An 18,495-nucleotide genomic window follows, 5' to 3' on the forward strand; every position below is an offset into this window, starting at 1 on the left:
TTTATTCTAAATTCTTTTGTGTATTTTGGCATGAAAAAACCCCTCCATCCTTATTCCGGATTTTGGGGTTCACTTCATTTTATGCCTCGCCTTTTTCTATAAATTTTGCAATTATTTTAAATTTTATTTTTCTACAACTTTATAGCCCATGTCTTTTAATATTCCTGTGACAGAATTTTCTGGCACAAGGTGGGCTGAACCTATTAGGATAAAGTAAGTGTTTTTGCCATCTTTTTTTAACAAGCCGTCAATTTTTTGCGCCATGCCCTTGTCTCTTTCGCTGGAGAGTGCCTGGCTAAATTTTTCTGAGGCCTCGTCGCCCTTAACTGATAAGATTGATTTCATCTTAACCCTGTCGCCACTTTGCCAAGCCTCAAGTATCTTGTCCAGGCCGGAATTAATATTTTTGTAGCCATTTCTTTCGATTTCACTTGTTAGGGACTCAATCATCTTTATATAGGCTGCATTGTCAAAGTTTTCCAGGATATTTGATTGGTATTCCATGGATTCAAGCTCGTCGATTTGGATTTTATTTAAGAGACTCAGTGACATAAAGTAGGACTCAATGCCTAAGCTTGCCTTTGGAGATTCAGGTCCTGGGTCAGAGGATAGGGCGTTATAAACTGCCCAAGGCTTTAGGGATTTCACTTGATCTTCCTTCATACCAAAGCCTTCAAATATTTTTAAGACCCTTGTGTACAAATCTTCGCCCAAATCATCTTTTAGATTTTTTCCGTCCTTGTAATAAATTTTTTCGCCCATCTTTTTTGCCTCTTCCTTATTTGTCACATCTATTTCCATGTAAATTTTGTCAGAGGACTTTAGGGCAGAAATAATATTTTCATCAAGGGGATAAAGGGAGCTCTTGCCAACGTGAATGGAGCCCAGCATATAAATTTTGTTGTCCTTATTGGAAACTTCGTAGAAAAATCCCTTGGAGACCTTGCCTGCGTCTTGCAAGACCTTATTTACAGCGCGGTTGTAAAGGGAGATCATCTCTTGGAGAGGAATTTTTGAATTTAAATATTTTTCATCAGCTGAGCCCAAAAAAATTTTTGCTTCCCTTAAATTTTTCATTTCAAATTTTTCATCATTTAAAAGTTTTGAAATTGAATTTAAAATTTCAGCTCTAGTCAAATCTTTAAAGGCGAAATCTCCACCTGTGGAAATTTCTCTATCTTCAATTTTTTCTCTTGCAAGTTCGTAGAAAGCCTTGGCGTCATCAAGGGTCACTGGCTTTGTAAAATCTTTGCCATCTAAAACAAATTTTGCAGGGTAAATACCCATAAACTGTGCTTCGTTTAGGTCTTTTATCGCCCAGGAACTGTATATTGGATTTTTATTTTGCGATAAATCTTTCTTTTTTGATTTTACTTCTTGGACTTCCTCTATTTTTTTATCTAAAGTATTTTGCTTCTCCACACTTTTTACATTGTTAGCCTTTACTTCTGTAACTACAGGAGCAGCCGCAGAGACAAAGCTTGGAAGTAAAAGTGTCGGTACAAGAAGCAAGCTAGAAAATATTTTTTTAAATTTTTTAATTTTACTATTTTTCTTCAAAAATCATTCACCTCTTATAAATCTCTTTCAGATTTTCTAAAAGTTTTTCATTGGCGTCATCATCTAAGATACAAATCCTAAAATAACTTTGGTCTAAATTCTTAAAAGATGTGCAGTCGCGAATTACCAGGCCCTTCTCCAAAAGTTTTTCGCGAAGTTTTGTGGCATTAGGTCCACTTAAAATTCTAATCAAAATAAAGTTTCCAAAACTTTTGTGGGGCTTTAAATTTTTTATTTTAGAAATTTCACTAAAGATGTAATTTCTCCTTGAACTTATAAAATCAAAGACCTCTCTAAGATAATCCTCATCAGAGAACATAATCTTGCCGCAAATTTCTGCAACAGAATTTATTTGCCAAAGGACTTCCTTATTTTTAAAGTAGTTTAAAAAATTCTCATCAGAGGAAAGTCCATAGCCCAGCCTTATGCCAGGTAGGGCAAAAAATTTTGATGTCCCTCTTACCACTGCGAGATTCTTGTAAGAATCAATTAACTTTGTGGAAGAATAGGTGGACATATCCGTGAACTCAATATAAGTCTCGTCCACTAAAATTTTTGCATCAGTTTCATTTAAAATTTTTTCTATTTCATCTGCACTTAAAATTGTGCCAGTGGGATTGTTGGGGTTTGCAAAAACTAAAAATTCCACACTTTTTTCCTTGATAATATTTATAAGGTCATCTAAATCAATTTTAAAATCATTTTTTTCTTCTAAATTATATTCAATTATCTCAGAATTTATTTTATTAAGCTCATTTTCGTACTCGGAGTAACAAGGAGACAATATCATAGAAACTTTTGGCGCAAAAAATTTTATTGAGTCCTTTAAAATTTCTGTAGACCCAAGTCCAAGGACTATATTATGGCTTTTACAATTTACATAATTTGAAATTGAATTTCTTAAATCTATGTAATCTACATCGGGATAGCTAGAAAGCAAGTTTAAATTGTCTAATAGGCCGTCGAGAGCTTTTTTGCTGGGACCAAGGGGATTTATATTTGATGAAAAATCTCTTATGTCCTTTATTTCAATGCCCTTATTTTTTGCAATTTCAAAAACATTTGCACCATGACTGTTCATTAAAACACCTCTTCCATATTGTACCCTATTTGGTAAAATTTTTACATTTAATATATAATATTGGGTAAGAAGAGAGTGAGGTGGCTTATGAATAATTTTAGAAATGATTATAACGATTTTGGTTCGAGAGAAATTTATGAGGAGATAAATAGAATTTTTGACGAAAAAATTTCTGGCTATGGAACTGATGAGATTTCAAATTCTGCCAGAGATTTAATTTTAAAGGAAATAGGAAGGGACGCCGACATTGAATTTGTATCTGGAGGCACTGCCACAAATATTTTGGCTACAACTTTTGGCCTTAGACCCTACGAGGCAGTTTTGTCTGCATCTACAGGCCACATTACCCATCATGAGACAGGATCAATTGAGGCAACGGGACACAAGGTTGTGACAATAAAAACGTCTGATGGCAAATTAAGGGCAGGGGACATAAAAGATTTAGTGGAAAACCAAGCTGGCGAAGTTGATGTAAAGATAAAGGTTGTATACATTTCACAAACCACAGAAGTTGGCACAGTTTATTCTCTTGATGAAATAAGAGAAATTTATGAAGTTTGCGTTGAAAAGGACCTATACCTATACATTGACGGTGCGAGAATTGCTCACGCCATGGCAGCAAATAATACAAAATTATCAGATTACGCCAAATATTCCCACATTTTTTCCATTGGCGGCACAAAAAATGGGGCAATTTTTGGCGAGGCCCTAGTTATTTTAGATGAAAATTTGAAAAAGGACTTCAGATATTATCTAAAGCAAAGAGGAGGAATGATGGCAAAGTCCTTCTTGATCGGTCTATCTTTTAAGGTCTTACTTGAGGATGGTCTCTACTACAAAAATGCCAAGAGAGCCTATGAGATGTCAAGGCTTCTTGTAGATGGACTAAAGGAAATGAATAGAGAGCCACTTTTTGGCGAGTCCAACCAAATTTTTATTAAGTCAAGCCCAGAGGAAATTGAAAAATTAAAAGAAGAAAATATTTTTGAAATAGATAATGTGAGAGAGTCAATAATTAGACTTGTTACAAATTATAGAACTAGTGAAGAAGATGTGAGAGGATTTCTAAATTCTCTTAAAAATTAGGAGGAATTATGTTAGAAAGAAATATGACAGTTGAAGCTGCAGTAATGGAAAATCCAAAAGTTTTACAGGAGCTCCAAAAACTTGGCGCAGAATATGATTTTATAGCCATGGAAAGCTTGGAAGATGCCCTAAAATCCCTTGGCGAAGATTGCGATGCCTTTATAAAAAGAGTTGAGGGCGAGACTGACTTTAAGGACATGGACAGGGTTAGAAAGATGAATAAGGAAGAGCTCATTAACTATATCGTTGATGAAATTCACCCTTATGAACTGGCAACAACTGAAAAGATTGATGAAATTTTTAGGGGAGCAATAAAAAAATATTACAGAGAGAGGGGAGAACAACTCTTTGTAATTTACGAAGTCCTATTACTAATTAAGGCAGAACTTGTATCTCACTTCTCAAGCGAAGAAGAGTTTGAATTTAAGGATGCCTTGGCAGGAAAAGATGTTGACTTCGAAAATCTCCTTGCAGAGCACGAAAAGACTATTGGACTTTTTGACAGGATAAAATATTTAACTCGCGACTACAAGATGAAGGCAGAAGAGCCAGAAGTTAAGGAACTCAATAAACTCATGGGCGAACTTGACGAGGACATGAGAAGACATATTTACATTGAAAATGAAATTTTATTTAAGATGTAATTTTATAATTTAATAAATTTTAATGGTTTAGCTTTTGGCTAGACCATTTTTTTGTCCTTATAAGTTTCATATCATTCCGAGGATGGATTCCTATCATTCCGCTTGGCTTGATATCCTTCCGATAAAGTTTTATAATTTCCTTAAGTGAGGAGAAGATAAAATGTATATTGGAGTAAAAGAAATAGCTAAGCTTTGGAATATATCTGAAAGAAGGGTAAGATTTTTGTGCTCAGAGGGAAGAATAGACGGAGCATACAAGGAAGGTAATATATGGAAAATCCCTGAAGATGCAGTAAAACCTTCTGACGATAGAAAGAAAAGTTTAGAAAAATTATTAGAAACAATAGATAAGAAATTAAAAAAGCTAAATTCTTTAAGACCTTTAACAGAGGGAGAAGTTGAAAGGTTAACAGAAGACTTTATGGTTGAATACACTTACAATTCTAATGCAATTGAAGGCAACACTCTTACATTGAGAGAAACAGATATGGTGCTTAGAGGTCTCACTATAGGACAAAAACCTTTAAAAGACCACATAGAAGCAGTTTCTCACAAAGAAGCTTTTTACTTTGTAGTTGATTTGGTAAAAGAAAAGAGAGACTTATCTGAAAGCATAATAAAACAAATACATTATCTAGTATTGGGAGATAAAAAAGATGATAGAGGCATTTATAGAAGAGTTCCAGTTAGAATTATGGGAGCCAGTCACGAACCAGTTCAGCCTTATTTAATACAACCCATGATGGAATCTCTCTTGATAGATTACAAATCATCAGAGGAAAATCTTATAAAAAAATTAGCTAAATTTCATATTAAATTTGAGTCAATACATCCATTTATTGATGGAAATGGAAGAACAGGAAGATTATTAGTAAATTTGGAACTCATGAAGCATGGATATCCGCCAATTGATATTAAGTTTAAAGATAGGATGAAGTATTATAATGCTTTTGATGAATATCATAGGAAAAATAATTTAGGAGCAATGGAAGATCTCTTCGCATCCTATGTAAATGAAAGACTTGATGAGTACATTAGCATATTGGAAAGTAAATAAAAAATTAAGGGTTGTGAAGTTTTAATAATTTCCAGCTTTTTTTAATAGTTATTATCATATACTTGTAAAAAATTATTTCCAGTGTTATTATAATAAGAAGAACACCCCCAGGGGGTATAGGAGGTAATATGGAGAAAAAATTTGATGTAAGTGGCATGACATGTGCAGCTTGCGTCGCCAATGTCACAAAGGCTGTAAAAAAACTTGATGGCATAAGTGATGCAAATGTAAATCTCATGACCAACTCAATGAAAGTATCTTACGATGAAAATAAAGTTAATGACAATAAAATAATTAGTGCAGTGGAAAAAATTGGCTACGGTGCCAAGGTCGCTGGCGAAAAAGTTACAGGGGAAAATAAAAAAGAAGATGGCAGAGAAGGTCATTTAAAAAATAGACTTGTGTCTTCTCTAGTTTTTATGCTTATCCTCATGTATGTTGCCATGGGTCACATGGTCCACCTTCCCACTCCCATGATTTTTCATGGCAGAGAAGGGGCAATAATTTTTGCCTTCACGCAATTTCTCTTGGCACTACCAGTAGTTTATATCAATAGAGAATTTTACATCTCTGGTTTTAAGGGGCTAAAAAATAGGGCGCCCAACATGGACTCCCTAGTTGCCATAGGCTCTGCGGCATCTCTCATTTACGGAATCTTTGCCATTTACATGATGGCTTATGGATTTGGTCATGGCGACTTGGAAATTGTGGATGCCTATAGGACTAATCTATACTTTGAATCTTCTGCCATGATTTTGACCCTAATAACTGTGGGAAAATATCTTGAAGAAAAATCTAAAAATAAGACTAGGTCTTCCCTAACAAAATTAATGGATCTTGCGCCAAAAAGGGCTACAGTCCTTGAAAATAATGAAGAAGTTCAAAAGAATATTGAAGATGTGAGAGTCGGCGATGTCATAATGGTAAGGCCTGGAGAAGCTGTTGCAGTTGACGGAAAAATTATTGAGGGCACATCTTCCCTTGATGAATCTGCAGTAACTGGTGAATCAATTCCAGTTTCAAAATCTGTAGGCGACAGAGTTATCTCTGCCTCCATTAACACAACGGGGTCCTTTAAATTTATAGCAGAAAAAGTTGGAGAGGACACAACAATTTCTCAGATAATAAAATTAGTTGACCAGGCAAATGAATCTAAGGCTCCCATTGCAAAATTGGCAGATAAAATCGCAGGCGTTTTTGTGCCAGCAGTTTTAATTATTTCTGCCCTTACCTTTATTATTTGGACAAGCCTTGGCTACGGCTTTGAAAGTGCTCTTAACTTTGCAATTTCTGTCCTCGTAATTTCTTGTCCTTGTGCCCTTGGACTGGCAACACCAGTTTCCATTATGGTGGCAACGGGAAAAAGTGCAGACTTTGGACTCCTCTTTAAGAATGCAGAAGTTTTGGAAAATCTTCACAAGATTGATGCCATTGTTATGGATAAGACTGGCACAATTACTGAGGGAAAGCCAAAGCTTACAGACATTCTTACAGACTTAGACCAAGATGAATTTTTAAAAATTGCAGCATCAATTGAAAAAAATTCACAGCACCCACTGGCAACTGCAATTTTAAATTATGCTGATGAAAAAAATATAAAAATTTCTGAAGTAAACAATTTTGATTCAGTTAGCGGCAGAGGTCTAAGTGCAGACTTAGATGGCAAAAAATATTTTGCCGGAAACAGAGAATTTATGGAAGAAGAAAAAATTGATATAAAGGACTATGAAAAGAAGGCAGAAAAACTTGCAGGAGAGGGCAAAACTTCCATGTACTTTGCCAATGAGAGTGGGGTAATAGGAATAATTTCTGTAAAGGACCTTCCAAAGGAAAGCTCCAAAGATGCCATTGCTCTTTTAAAAGCCATGGGCAAAAAAATAATAATGCTTACTGGTGACAACGAGAAGACAGCTTTAGCCATAGGGCGAGAAATTGGCGTGGATGAAACTTTTGCAGGTCTACTTCCAGATGAAAAAAACAAAAAAATTGATGACTTACAAAAATCTGGCGACAAGGTCCTCATGATTGGCGATGGAATAAATGACGCACCATCCCTTGCCAAGGCTGACATTGGCATGGCAATAGGTCACGGCACAGATGTGGCAATAGAGTCTTCCGATGTGGTCTTAATGAGATCAGACCTCTTAGATGTTGTCTCTGCCCTTGAACTTTCCAAGGCAACAATAAAAAACATCAAGGAAAATTTATTCTGGGCATTTTTCTACAACACAATTGGTATTCCCCTTGCGGCAGGTCTTTTATACCCAGGCTTTGGCATAAAATTATCGCCAATGTTTGGTGCCTTTGCCATGAGCATGTCTTCAGTTTTTGTTGTGAATAATGCACTAAGGCTTAGAAGATTTAAGCCAAGGGGTATAAGTTCTTTAGGAGAAAGAAATTCTAAAGAAGTCAATGAAGAGAATGTAAAAATTCAAGAAGAAAATAAGCTAACTACAATAAAAGTAGAGGGCATGATGTGTGAGCACTGCGAAAAAAGAGTAAGTGAAGCCCTGGAAAAAACGGGTAAAGCAAAAAATGTCCTTGCCAACCACCAAGAGGGCACAGTAAAATTTGTCGATAGCGGAATCACTGCAGAAGAAATAAAAAAAGCAGTGGAAGAAGCAGGTTATAAAATTATTAAAAATAAAGGAGAAAATAATATGGAAAAAATTTTAAAAGTTGAAGGAATGTCTTGTATGCACTGTGTAGCTCATGTAAAAGAAGCACTTGAAAAGCTAGAAGGCGTAAGGGAAGCCGATGTAAAGCTTGAAGAAAAGAGAGCAGAAGTAAAACTAGACAAAGAAGTTTCTGATGAGGCCCTTGTTAAGGCAGTGGAAGGCGCAGGTTACTCTGCAAAAATAGAAAAATGAGAGCAGACAAGGAAGTCCAACTTAGGAAGTTAAAAACTGTCAGGGGACAAATTGATGGCCTTATAAAAATGGTTGAAGAGGACAGGTATTGCCTGGACATATCCAACCAGCTTATGGCATCAATCTCCATCCTTAAAAACATAAACAAGGATGTCCTGACAGCCCACCTAAGGGGTTGCGTCAAAGACTCCTACTCCAAGAGCCAGGAAGAAATTGACGAAAAAATTGAAGAAATCAACACAATTATAAATAAGTTGTCAAAGTAGGTTTGATATGAAATTTAAAAAATTATTTTATTTATTTGTAGTCTTAATTTTTCTTGCGGCTTGCAAGAAGGACCAAAGTCATGAGATAAAATTTTCCACTGGAGAAGTTTATAAATTTCAAGATTTATCTGTGGAAGTAATAGCTGATGAAGAAGATATGACTACAAGAGAGATTTTTTCTTCTGAGGATAATGAAGAAAAGTTAGGGGAGATAATAAGTCTCTTGGGAAACTGTAAGGTAGTGGACCAGGAATATTCCTATGCTTCAATCCCAGACCACAATTCTTTATTAATTAATCTACACAATAAAGATGAGGAAGATACAATATATATGTACGACTCAGAAAGAGATAGGAACACAAAAAAATTCCACTATTCTTTTTATGGAAAGCTTGGCAACCGGGAAGGTCCTACACTCTTATCAGATGACGACTTGATTTCAGAAATAAAGTATATAATAAATAAGTTGTCAAAGTAGGTGTGATATGAAAATTAAAAAAATATTTTATTTGTTAGTAGTCTTAATTTTTCTCACAGCTTGCAAGAAGGACCAAGCTCATGAGATAAAATTTTCCACTGGAGAAGTCTATAAATTTGAGACTTTATCTGTGGAAGTAGTTTCTGACGAAGAAAAAATGACTACGAGAGAAATATTTTCTTCTAAGGATAATGAAGAAAAGTTAAAAGAAATAATTAGTCTTTTAGAAAAGTGCCAGGCTACAGATCCAGGCTATGGCTATGATTCTATCCCAGATTATGATAGTTTAATTATTAAACTAAGGGATAAAAATAAGGAAGATACAATTTTTATGTACGACTCAAAAAGAGATAGAAACACAAAAAAATTTCACTATTCTTTATATGGCAGTCTTGGAAAATACGATGGGGCTTGCCTCTTATCTGATGAGGATTTAATTTCAGAGATAAAATATATAGTGGACAAATAAAAAAGTCACGGTAGATTTTACCGTGATTTTTTAATGTTTAAAATTTTACCAAGTGCAGAGACCAGTTTTTTCTTGAATCTTCCAAAGTATTCTCATGAAAAATCTCTTTTCATAATGATCTTCAAGAGGAAGGGTGTAGTCCCCGCCTTCATTATTCCAAAGTCTTTCAAAATATGCTTCCATTTCTCTTGTAATATCAGAATTTTTTTCCATTTCAAGAGCTAGGTTTGTCTCCAAGTTATAGTTGTCCAAATTTCTCCTTGTGTAGTTGGCAGATCCAAGTATGGCAAGGGGATTTTTGTCCTTGAATTTAAAGTAAATGAATTTTGTGTGAAACTGCTCGCCAGATGTTTGATACCAGCGAATATTTATTTTTGGATAGTCTTCCTTTAATTCACAGAGGGCAGGTCTATTTGGTGATCCATTTTTCTCAAGTCCAAAGGCATCCTTGTTTAAATCTGCAATGATTTTTACATCAACGCCGCGTTCTGCTGCTTCGCCAAGGGCTTTTAAAATCCTAAATTCTGAAAGGTAAAACATGCCAAGACTTATTTCGTCGCCCTTTTTTGTCTCCCTTATATTTTTATAAATTTCTTCAAAGATTTTTCCTTCACTAATAACTTTTACCTTGTAAGGAGAAGTGACTTCTTCTGCCTTAAAATTTTCTATTGCGTCAGGTAATTTATCGAAAAATATAGATTCAGACTTAATTAAATCTTCCATGGCCTTGCCGCGAAAGACAAGAGCAACATTAGAGTGATAAGCAGATGGGTCGTGTGGGTTTGCAGAGGCAACTAGGGCTTCCTTTTCTGAAATGACAACTTTTCTGTGGTTGCCCTTGAAGTTTGCAAGCTTTAAAATTGACCTCACATTTACTTTTTCTCCGTCCTTGTCAAAAAAGTTTCTTATCCAGCCGCCTCCAGATGTGCCAAACCACTTGACATAGGCTCTGTAGCCGCCAGATAAAAGAGGGTTGGAGTCACGCATTTTATTTAAGTCAGTGACAACCACTTCAATTCCATTTTCACGAAGCTTCTTTAAATTATCTTCTTCATAGGCACCGTAAAAATTATTTATGGGGTCTGTGACAAATAAAATTGGCATGTCAGGATTTTCTTTTTTCTTTGCCACTAAAAGGTCTGTCATCTCTTCCACTTGATTTGGAAAGTCCATGGACTTGTCGTATTCATCATTGTAGAGGAAAAAATCAATCATGAGAAATTTTTCGGCATTTTTTATAGTTTCCAGCTCGCGCTTAAAAATTTCCTGCTCATGAATCCTCTTGCCATCCTTAAGATAAGTTAAATCATATAAAAACTTACAGTCAGCATCCCTAAAATCGCTGGATACATTGGTGCCAGGAGGATTTTTTGTATTTAAGCTGTATAAAATTGGAATAAAAATAAGTAATAAAATAATTAAAATCATAATTTTCTTTTTCTTTTTCAAAATCTTCTCCAAAAATTAAAAATTACTTTGTAGGGATCAGGTCTTGGACCGTTGTCCCAAGCTTTCCATAAACTCTGTTAAATTTAATATAATATTTTCCTGTATTTTTATATCTAATATAAAAAGATATCTCTTCTCCATTTCTCAAATTTTCATTTTTGCTCCACTCAATGCTTGGATTGTGAAGGATTTTTTCTATATCTTCCCTGTCCTTCTCATTTTTTAAACTTACAATTTTTGGATATTCTAAAATTTCTATCTCAGCCTTGCCAGATCCATCATAGCCAGTGAAGTGAAACTGAATTGTGAGAGGGTCCATGGTCACATAGGCGTCAGGTTTTCTTAGCTTTACATAATAAAAGCAAGTGGAAAATATTATTAAACTTGCAAAAATTATAAAAGTTAAATTCTTTTTAGATTTCAAGTTCTTATTAACCATCAATATCACTCCTTTTTTTTATTATATCAAAGTTTTAAGACTAACTTGTAAATAAAATTTTACAGGAAATAAATTGACAAGTGTTATGGTGTGTTATATAGTGTTATATAACGAGGAGGCAAAATGAAAATTATTTTAATAAATGGATCCCCAGTTCCTCTTTACGAGCAGATAAAAAACGCAATTAAAGAAAATATTCTAAAAAATAAAGTTTCTGAAGGCGAGCAGCTCCCTTCTGTAAGGACTCTTTCTAAAGATTTAAAGGTAAGCATTTTGACAGTAAAAAAAGCTTACGATGAGTTGGAAGAAGAAGGTTTTGTTGAATCAAGACAGGGACTTGGAACTTTTGTCGCAGGAAAAGACTCTGAAGTAAAAAGAGAAGAACTACAAAAGAAATTAGAAGAGCATTTGCAAGAAGCAATAAATTTGTCTATTCAATTAAATTTAGACAAAAAGACAGTTTTAGAATTATTTGAATTTTTATACAAGGAGGGCTTGGACTATGACGAATAAAATTGAAGTTAGAAATTTGAAAAAAACTTATGACAATTTTGTCCTTGGGGAAAATTCCTTTGATATAAAAAAGGGATTTATCACTGGATTTATTGGGAAAAATGGAATGGGAAAGACAACTACAATAAAGTCACTCTTGTCCTTAATAAATTATAATGGAGAAATTTTTGTAGACGGCCAAGATGCAAAAAACTTAAATTATCTTCAAGATGTGGGGATAATTATGGACGATTCCTTCTTGTCAAAGGACTGGAAAATTTCCATGGTCAATGAGGCAATGAAGTGTGGCTATGAAAATTGGCAGGAAGAAAAGTTTTTTGACTATATTAAAAAATTTGGAATAGAAAAAGATAAAAAAGTTAGAGAATTATCTCGTGGAATGAAAATAAAATTAATGTTTTCAATTGCGCTTTCTCACAAGGCAAATCTTTTAATTTTAGATGAGCCAACAAGTGGACTTGACCCAAGTATGAGAGATGAGCTTACAGATATGTTAAAGGAATTTGTGGAAGATGAAAATAATACAGTGCTTTTTTCCACTCACATAACAGAAGATTTAGACAGAATTGCTGACTATATTATTTTTATCGACCAAGGAAAGATCCTTGAAAATTCTAGTAAAGAAGATTTTTTGGAAAAATATTTGCTTTTAAAGGGAGGGGAAGAAGATAGAGAACTTTTAAAAGACTTTGAAATCCTTGGCATAAAATTTTCAGGCACTTCCTTTGAAGCCCTTGTAAAAAATATTGAAATAGGAAAAATTTCAGATGAATTAATTCTTGAAAAGCCAGACATAAATAAAATTTTAGTTTTATATGGGAGGAAAAAATGAAGGACATTAAAAAAATTATGGAACTAGATTATATTTCAATTAAGCCTTATTTTACAATAAAAAATCTTTTAATAATGGTTATACTCTATTTAGTTTACTTTTTTATGACGAAAAATCCACTAATAGCAATCTCAATGCCCCTATTATTTGCCATGATGTATTCCTCTTACCCTTTCCTTGTGGGAGATGAAGCTGGTATAGATTCACTTTACAAAATTTTTGGCATAAAGGGAGATAAAGTTGTGAAAGGAAGATATGCCTTTGCCTTAATTTTATTTATGGTATCTATAATTATTGGGCTAATATTTTCCCTTGTGGCATCATTTTTTGTGAAATTCGATATAAAAATTGTCCTTCCAATTATTGGGTCTTTCTTTATAGTTTTTGTTTTTTTGATTTCTATGCAGTATCCCCTTTATTTTAAGTATGGATACAAAAAGGCAAAGACACTTTCAGCTATTAGTTTTGTGGTAATTGCTCTAATTTCTATTTTAAGTACGACCTTCAGAGATTCTTTAAAAGACTTATTTAATTTAATGACAAATAATAAATTAATAAGCATTTTAATTATCCTATTTATAATTTTTGCAATAATTTCTATTTCAATAAAGCTTTCAGAAAAATTTTATAAAAATAGAGATTTCTAAAAAAGGTGTTGGAAAAAATCCAGCACCTTGTTTTTTTATATAATTTTATTCGTCGAAGCCACCTGTATAGAGCTTGTAATAAATTCCTCTTTGTTCTAGCAAGTCTTTGTGGTCGCCTCTTTCCACGATTTCTCCATTTTGAAGGACTATTATTACATCAGAGTTCATAATTGTGGAGAGCCTGTGGGCGATGACAAAAGTCGTTCTCCCCTTCATGATTTGATCCATGCCTTCTTGGACAATTTTTTCTGTACGAGAGTCAATTGATGATGTTGCCTCGTCAAGGATCATAACGGGTGGGTTAAATATTTCTGCTCTAGCAATGGATAAAAGCTGCATTTGCCCTTCAGAAAGTTCGCCACCTGCTCCAGTGATAAGAGTGTCGTAGCCATCTTCTAGGTTCTTTATAAAGTCGTGAGCCTTGGTCCTCTTAGCTACTTCAATAGTTTTATCCATGTCCACATCATCTACAGAGTAATTTATATTTTCTGCAATAGTGCCTGTGAAGAGATGTGTGTCTTGAAGAACCATGCCAAGTGATGATCGAAGGTCCTTCTTTTTTATTCTCTTAATGTCAATGCCGTCAAAGGTAATTTCGCCCCTGTCAATGTCATAAAATCTGTTAATCAAATTTGTTATTGTAGTTTTTCCTGCGCCCGTTGCACCAACAAAGGCAACTTTTTGTCCTGGCTTTGCGTAGAGATTTAAATTTTTCAAAACTTTATTTTCGCCGTCATAAGAAAAGTCTACATACTTAAATCTTATGTCGCCTAAAAGTTCTCTGTAGTCATCTGTATTTAAGTCGTGCCAAAAATATTTTTCTTCTCCATCTATTTGTCGAAGGACTTTTTCCACATCCCCTGAATAATCTTCTGGCTCAACTTCTAGGAATTCAAAGATTCTTCTTGCGCCTGCTAGGGCAAGGACAACTGAATTTATATTGCCGCCGATTTGTCCCATGGGACCAGTTATAGTTCTTGATAGTTGCAAAAAGGATGCAACGACGCCAACTGTTATGCCAAAGCCACCGTGAACTGCCATTAGTCCACCTATTAGGGCAAATAAAATATATTGAAAGTTTCCAATGCCAAAAATAAGTGGAAATAAAAATAATCCCAATCTATTCGCAATCATTGTGTTGTTCATTAATTCGTCGTTAATTACTGCAAAGTCTTCCCTTGCAGCATCCTCGTGGTTAAAAACTTTTACAACTTTTAGTCCGTCAATCATCTCTTCAATGTAACCATTAGTCTTGGCAAGGGACTTTTGTTGGCTCAAGAAATAATGGGAAGACTTACCACCAATTACATTCATGACAAAAATCATAAGTCCCACTGTAAAAATTATTACAAGAGAAAGACTAGCTGATTGAGAAAACATGGCTACTAAAACCATAATTATTGTCATAAGTGATGACACAAAGGAAGGGAAGGACTGGGCAATCATGTCGCCTAGTGCCCTTACATCATTTGTGTAGTAGGACATAATGTCGCCGTGACTTTTACTATCGAAGTAAGAAACAGGAAGAGCCTCCATCTTTTCAAACATAATCTTTCTCATGTCGCCAAGGGTGTTTTCAGAAATGTAGACCATAAGCCTTGAATAGGTAAAGGATGAAAGCACACCTATCGCCAAGAAGCTTCCCATCTTAATTAGCATAGACAAGAGCTGAGAAAAGTTTGGCACATCCATTTTTAGTAGGGGAAGGACATAGTCGTCAATTAGAAATCTCATAAATAAGGACATAGAAATTGTGGCGAGGGATGAAATAATTACCAATACAGAAACTGCAAGGAGTTTATACTTGTGCCTTTGAAAGATAAAGGACAACAATTTTTTTGCAGCTTCTTTATTTTCCTTTGATGTAATTTTTGTCCTATTCTTTTGCATCAAAATCACCGTCACTTTCTTGAGTTTCATTAATTTCTCTATAGATTGGACTCTTTTTGATGAGGTCAGCGTGCTTACCTATAGACTCAATTTCTCCCCTATCCATGACAAGAGTGTAGTCAGTATTTTTTAGGGACTTGATCTTTTGTGAGATCAAGATTTTTGTCATGTCAGGCCTTAGATTATTTAAAGACTCAATTATTTTTTCTTCAGTCTTGTTGTCAAGAGCTGAAGTGGAGTCGTCCATAATTAAAATTTTTGGATTTTTAAGAAGAGACCTGGCAATAGAAATTCTCTGCCTTTGTCCACCAGAAAAGTTTGTGCCACCTCTTTGCACCATCATGTCCAAATCTTTTTCTACATCAATAAAGTCGTCGCAAGAGGCAATGTATAGTGCTTCCTTTAAGTCATCATCACTTAAATTTTCATTTGCCCACTTTAAATTCTCGCGAAGAGTCCCAGTGAAGAGTTGGTTTTTTTGTAGGACTACAGAAACCTCATCTCTTAAAGAAACTAGGTCGTAATTTTTTACATTTTCTCCCCCAACATAGACCTCGCCCATTGTAGTGTCAAAGAGCCTTGCTATTAAGCTTATAAGGGTGGACTTGCCTGAACCTGTAGGACCAATTATGCCCACATAGTCGCCAGAATTTATTTTTAGATTAATATTTTTCAAAACTGCCTTGTCTAGGTCTCCTGAATAGGAAAAGTAGACTCCGTCAAAAATAATTTCGCCATCTTTTACTTCTTTTACAGGATTTTCAGGGCTGACAATGGATGGAGTAGTTTCTATTACTTCATTGATTCTTCTTATGGAGTTTCTCGCAATGGTAATTTGCACCAGGATCATTGAAAGCATTAGGAGTGAAATTTGAATTTGAATGGCATAAGTCACAAGCCCTGTAAGGGCACCTGTTGACATATTGCCTGCCACTATATAGTGACTTCCCAGCCAAGCAATTAAAATAGTCATGAGGTATGTGGAAAAACTCATAAGTGGATTTGAAAGGGCAAGAAGTTTTGCTGCCTTGATGTAATTATTTTGAAGTTCATCAGAAATGTCGTCGAATTTTTTTATTTCCTTGTCTTCCCTGGCAAAGGACTTTACAACTCTTATTGCAGACAAATTTTCAGACACAGCAGTGTTTAATTTGTCAGTGATTTTAAAAACTCTTTCAAAAATTGGATAGGCGCCTTTAATTATATAGCCCATGCCCAGGGCAATTAGGGGGATTATAATAACAAAGGTTGGCGCAAGTTCTCGCGAGAGCTTAAAGCTCATGATAAAGCAAAAAATCAGAGTGAGAGGGGACCTTATTGCCATCCTTATAGTCATTTGAAATGCCATTTGCACCATTTGCACATCAGTAGTCATCCTAGTTATAAGAGTTCCCCTCTTGAACTTGTCCATGTTCTCAAAGGAAAAGTTTGTTATGTTTTCAAACATGGAGTAGCGCATATTTTTTGCAAGACCAGAGGATGCCTTTGTAGCAAGATAGCCTGAGATGATGCCAGTGGCAAGGGATATTCCTGCGACAACAAATAAAATAAGACCGTAGTGGATTATATTTTCTCTTGCATTTTTAAGTATGCCCTCATCAATGATCTTCGTCATGAAAAAGGGAATTGCTGCATTCATTAAAACTTCTATTAAAACAAAAAAAGGCGAGAGAATAGCATATTTTTTATACTCGCCTAAATTATCAAAAACAACTTTTAGCATATAGCACTTCCTAAATTTTTATTATACTTTAATATATCTACCCAAAAAAACTTTGTCAAACATTTTACTAAATTTATTGTAATACTTTACTTAAATGAATTGAAATTGTGATTTTTTTGTACTAATATAATATTAAGAATATTTTATTATTATTAATGGAGGAATTATTATGACAGACAATAAAAAAGAAAAAGATTTAATTGAAAATTCAAAAACTCTTTCTGATGCAAAAAAGAAACAAATGAAGGCAAATATGGACCAACAAAAGCAAATTAATTCAGAAAACAGACCAGACTCTGATGTATATGCTAAGACAGAAAGAAAAGATCCTGAAACAGGAATCGAAATTCCAACTGAAAATTCTGTTGAAGAAGCTAAAGAATGGGTTGACAACGAAAATAGAATGTAAAAATTGGCCTAGGAATAGGCCTTTTTTCATAAGAGGTGCAAATGGATAAAAAATTTTTAGAATGGCTCCTTAGCATAAGGACGGAGACATTAAATAGGTATATGATTGCAATTACACACCTGGGAACAGGCGGTGCTATTTGGCTCTTCACCACATTTATTTTATTTTACTTGGGATTTAGAATTGAGAGCGTAAATATTGCCCTTGCCCTAATTTTTAATGGAATAGTTTGCAATTTACTTTTAAAAAATATTTTAAAGAGAAAAAGACCCTCATGGATATCAAAAGTTGAGCTTCTTATTAAAAATCCAACAGACTTTTCCTTTCCATCAGGGCACGCATCTTCATCCTTTGCAGCTGCTTTAACTATTTACTTTTACTTTAAGGGCATGGGAATATTTTTCCTTCTTGTGGCAACTTTAATTGCCCTCTCTAGGATTTATCACTTTGTCCATTATCCCAGCGATGTAATAATAGGAGCAATACTTGGCATAGTTATTGCCATACTTACAAAAAACAATTACGATAAATTTATCTTAGAATTTTTGCAAACAAATGCTGCCTTTTTATTTAGACCTCTTCCTAAGATCTGAAAAAAATTCGCTTATTAAGTTTGCACATTCTCTCTCTAAGATTCCAGACTCATAACTTATCCTGTGATTAGTTATGAGTTTTTCTATTTTTTGGTGAGAAATAACTGCACCAAAGCGCTTGTTTCTTGCGCCGAAATATAAATTTTTTATGCGGGCATTTAAAATAGCGCCCACACACATGAGGCAGGGCTCTAAAGTCACATAGATGTCGCAGCCTTCCAAGTGATAGGAATTTAAATTTTTTGAAGCCATATTTATAGCCATAATTTCTGCATGGGCAAGAGGAGAGTGAAGCTCTTCTTTTTTATTGTAGCCATATCCAATTATTTTATTATTTTTTACTATGACACATCCTACGGGCACGTCGTCAGATAAAAGTGAGCGCCGTCCATAGCGGATTGCCTCTTTCATATACTTGATTTCCATAAAATTATTATAGCAAATAAAAAAATTTATTGTAGGCAAGGAATTTGCCTTTATAAAAGATAT

General features: G+C 34.5%; 19 protein-coding genes. 12 read left to right on the forward strand and 7 right to left on the reverse strand.

Annotation, left to right across the window (positions count from 1 at the left end):
• Window positions 1-123: 123 nt before the first annotated feature.
• Both WMO19_RS06830 and WMO19_RS06835 read right to left on the reverse strand, forming a co-directional pair.
• Window positions 124-1,560, reverse strand: coding sequence for a TraB/GumN family protein (locus WMO19_RS06830; RefSeq protein WP_349170955.1), 1,437 nt, complete (start codon window positions 1,558-1,560; stop codon window positions 124-126).
• 7 nt (window positions 1,561-1,567) lie between these two features.
• On the reverse strand, window positions 1,568-2,641 hold the full coding sequence (locus WMO19_RS06835) for a pyridoxal phosphate-dependent aminotransferase (protein ID WP_349170956.1): 1,074 nt from the start codon (window positions 2,639-2,641) through the stop codon (window positions 1,568-1,570).
• A gap of 87 nt (window positions 2,642-2,728) precedes the next feature.
• Between WMO19_RS06835 and WMO19_RS06840 the strand changes: the two genes are divergently transcribed.
• The 7 genes from WMO19_RS06840 (at window position 2,729) to WMO19_RS06870 (ending at window position 9,511) form a co-directional block, all read left to right on the forward strand.
• The gene (locus WMO19_RS06840) at window positions 2,729-3,727 is read left to right on the forward strand and encodes a threonine aldolase family protein (protein ID WP_349170959.1); all 999 of its coding nucleotides are present in this window, start codon (window positions 2,729-2,731) and stop codon (window positions 3,725-3,727) included.
• Window positions 3,728-3,735: 8 nt separating this feature from the next.
• Window positions 3,736-4,371, forward strand: a complete 636-nt coding sequence (locus WMO19_RS06845; RefSeq protein WP_349170960.1) for a hemerythrin domain-containing protein — start codon at window positions 3,736-3,738, stop codon at window positions 4,369-4,371.
• Between the two features lie 160 nt (window positions 4,372-4,531).
• Window positions 4,532-5,428 carry a Fic family protein gene (locus WMO19_RS06850; RefSeq protein ID WP_349170962.1) on the forward strand — a complete coding sequence of 299 codons (897 nt, stop codon included), beginning with the start codon at window positions 4,532-4,534 and terminating at the stop codon, window positions 5,426-5,428.
• Window positions 5,429-5,556: 128 nt separating this feature from the next.
• Entirely contained in the window at window positions 5,557-8,298 is a 2,742-nt protein-coding gene (locus tag WMO19_RS06855) for a heavy metal translocating P-type ATPase (protein WP_349170963.1), read from the forward strand.
• On the forward strand, window positions 8,295-8,564 hold the full coding sequence (locus tag WMO19_RS06860; RefSeq protein ID WP_019125313.1) for a metal-sensing transcriptional repressor: 270 nt from the start codon (window positions 8,295-8,297) through the stop codon (window positions 8,562-8,564). The genes WMO19_RS06855 and WMO19_RS06860 overlap by 4 nt, the downstream gene beginning before the upstream one ends.
• A 7-nt stretch (window positions 8,565-8,571) precedes the next feature.
• Window positions 8,572-9,042, forward strand: coding sequence for a hypothetical protein (locus WMO19_RS06865; RefSeq protein WP_349170965.1), 471 nt, complete (start codon window positions 8,572-8,574; stop codon window positions 9,040-9,042).
• A 7-nt stretch (window positions 9,043-9,049) separates the two neighbouring features.
• Window positions 9,050-9,511 (forward strand): hypothetical protein, encoded by a 462-nt coding sequence (locus WMO19_RS06870; RefSeq protein ID WP_349170967.1) that lies wholly within the window; start codon window positions 9,050-9,052, stop codon window positions 9,509-9,511.
• A gap of 45 nt (window positions 9,512-9,556) precedes the next feature.
• On the opposite strand, the gene WMO19_RS06875 is transcribed toward WMO19_RS06870, so the two are convergent.
• Together WMO19_RS06875 and WMO19_RS06880 are read right to left on the reverse strand one after the other, a co-directional pair.
• Window positions 9,557-10,960 carry a phospholipase D family protein gene (locus WMO19_RS06875; RefSeq protein ID WP_349170968.1) on the reverse strand — a complete coding sequence of 468 codons (1,404 nt, stop codon included), beginning with the start codon at window positions 10,958-10,960 and terminating at the stop codon, window positions 9,557-9,559.
• 22 nt (window positions 10,961-10,982) lie between these two features.
• Window positions 10,983-11,399 carry a hypothetical protein gene (locus WMO19_RS06880; RefSeq protein ID WP_349170970.1) on the reverse strand — a complete coding sequence of 139 codons (417 nt, stop codon included), beginning with the start codon at window positions 11,397-11,399 and terminating at the stop codon, window positions 10,983-10,985.
• Window positions 11,400-11,522: 123 nt separating this feature from the next.
• Between WMO19_RS06880 and WMO19_RS06885 the strand changes: the two genes are divergently transcribed.
• Genes WMO19_RS06885 through WMO19_RS06895 form a run of 3 tightly spaced genes read left to right on the forward strand, consistent with a single transcriptional unit; the run spans window position 11,523 to window position 13,391 of the window.
• Window positions 11,523-11,912, forward strand: a complete 390-nt coding sequence (locus tag WMO19_RS06885) for a GntR family transcriptional regulator (protein WP_349170972.1) — start codon at window positions 11,523-11,525, stop codon at window positions 11,910-11,912.
• Entirely contained in the window at window positions 11,902-12,744 is an 843-nt protein-coding gene (locus tag WMO19_RS06890) for an ABC transporter ATP-binding protein (RefSeq protein WP_349170974.1), read from the forward strand. The genes WMO19_RS06885 and WMO19_RS06890 overlap by 11 nt, the downstream gene beginning before the upstream one ends.
• Complete coding sequence (locus tag WMO19_RS06895; RefSeq protein ID WP_349170975.1) at window positions 12,741-13,391, forward strand: ABC-2 transporter permease; 651 nt, start codon at window positions 12,741-12,743, stop codon at window positions 13,389-13,391. The genes WMO19_RS06890 and WMO19_RS06895 overlap by 4 nt, the downstream gene beginning before the upstream one ends.
• A 45-nt stretch (window positions 13,392-13,436) precedes the next feature.
• Here the strand turns inward: WMO19_RS06895 and WMO19_RS06900 are convergent, their stop codons facing one another.
• Both WMO19_RS06900 and WMO19_RS06905 read right to left on the reverse strand, forming a co-directional pair.
• Window positions 13,437-15,281: an ABC transporter ATP-binding protein gene (locus tag WMO19_RS06900; protein ID WP_349171016.1), complete on the reverse strand. Its 1,845-nt coding sequence runs from the start codon at window positions 15,279-15,281 to the stop codon at window positions 13,437-13,439.
• Window positions 15,268-17,004 (reverse strand): ABC transporter ATP-binding protein, encoded by a 1,737-nt coding sequence (locus WMO19_RS06905; RefSeq protein WP_349170977.1) that lies wholly within the window; start codon window positions 17,002-17,004, stop codon window positions 15,268-15,270. Before WMO19_RS06905 ends, WMO19_RS06900 begins: the two co-directional genes overlap by 14 nt.
• 169 nt (window positions 17,005-17,173) lie before the next feature.
• Between WMO19_RS06905 and WMO19_RS06910 the strand changes: the two genes are divergently transcribed.
• Window positions 17,174-17,413, forward strand: a complete 240-nt coding sequence (locus tag WMO19_RS06910; protein WP_019125300.1) for a CDIF630_02480 family spore surface protein — start codon at window positions 17,174-17,176, stop codon at window positions 17,411-17,413.
• Window positions 17,414-17,454: 41 nt separating this feature from the next.
• Entirely contained in the window at window positions 17,455-18,006 is a 552-nt protein-coding gene (locus WMO19_RS06915) for a phosphatase PAP2 family protein (protein ID WP_349170979.1), read from the forward strand.
• Here the strand turns inward: WMO19_RS06915 and WMO19_RS06920 are convergent.
• Complete coding sequence (locus tag WMO19_RS06920) at window positions 17,980-18,432, reverse strand: nucleoside deaminase (protein ID WP_036731846.1); 453 nt, start codon at window positions 18,430-18,432, stop codon at window positions 17,980-17,982. The two genes, WMO19_RS06915 and WMO19_RS06920, sit on opposite strands and share 27 nt — an antisense overlap.
• Window positions 18,433-18,495 lie beyond the last annotated feature (63 nt).

The sequence above is a fragment of the Peptoniphilus hominis (ex Hitch et al. 2025) genome, assembly GCF_040096015.1.
Classification (GTDB): domain Bacteria; phylum Bacillota; class Clostridia; order Tissierellales; family Peptoniphilaceae; genus Peptoniphilus_A; species Peptoniphilus_A hominis.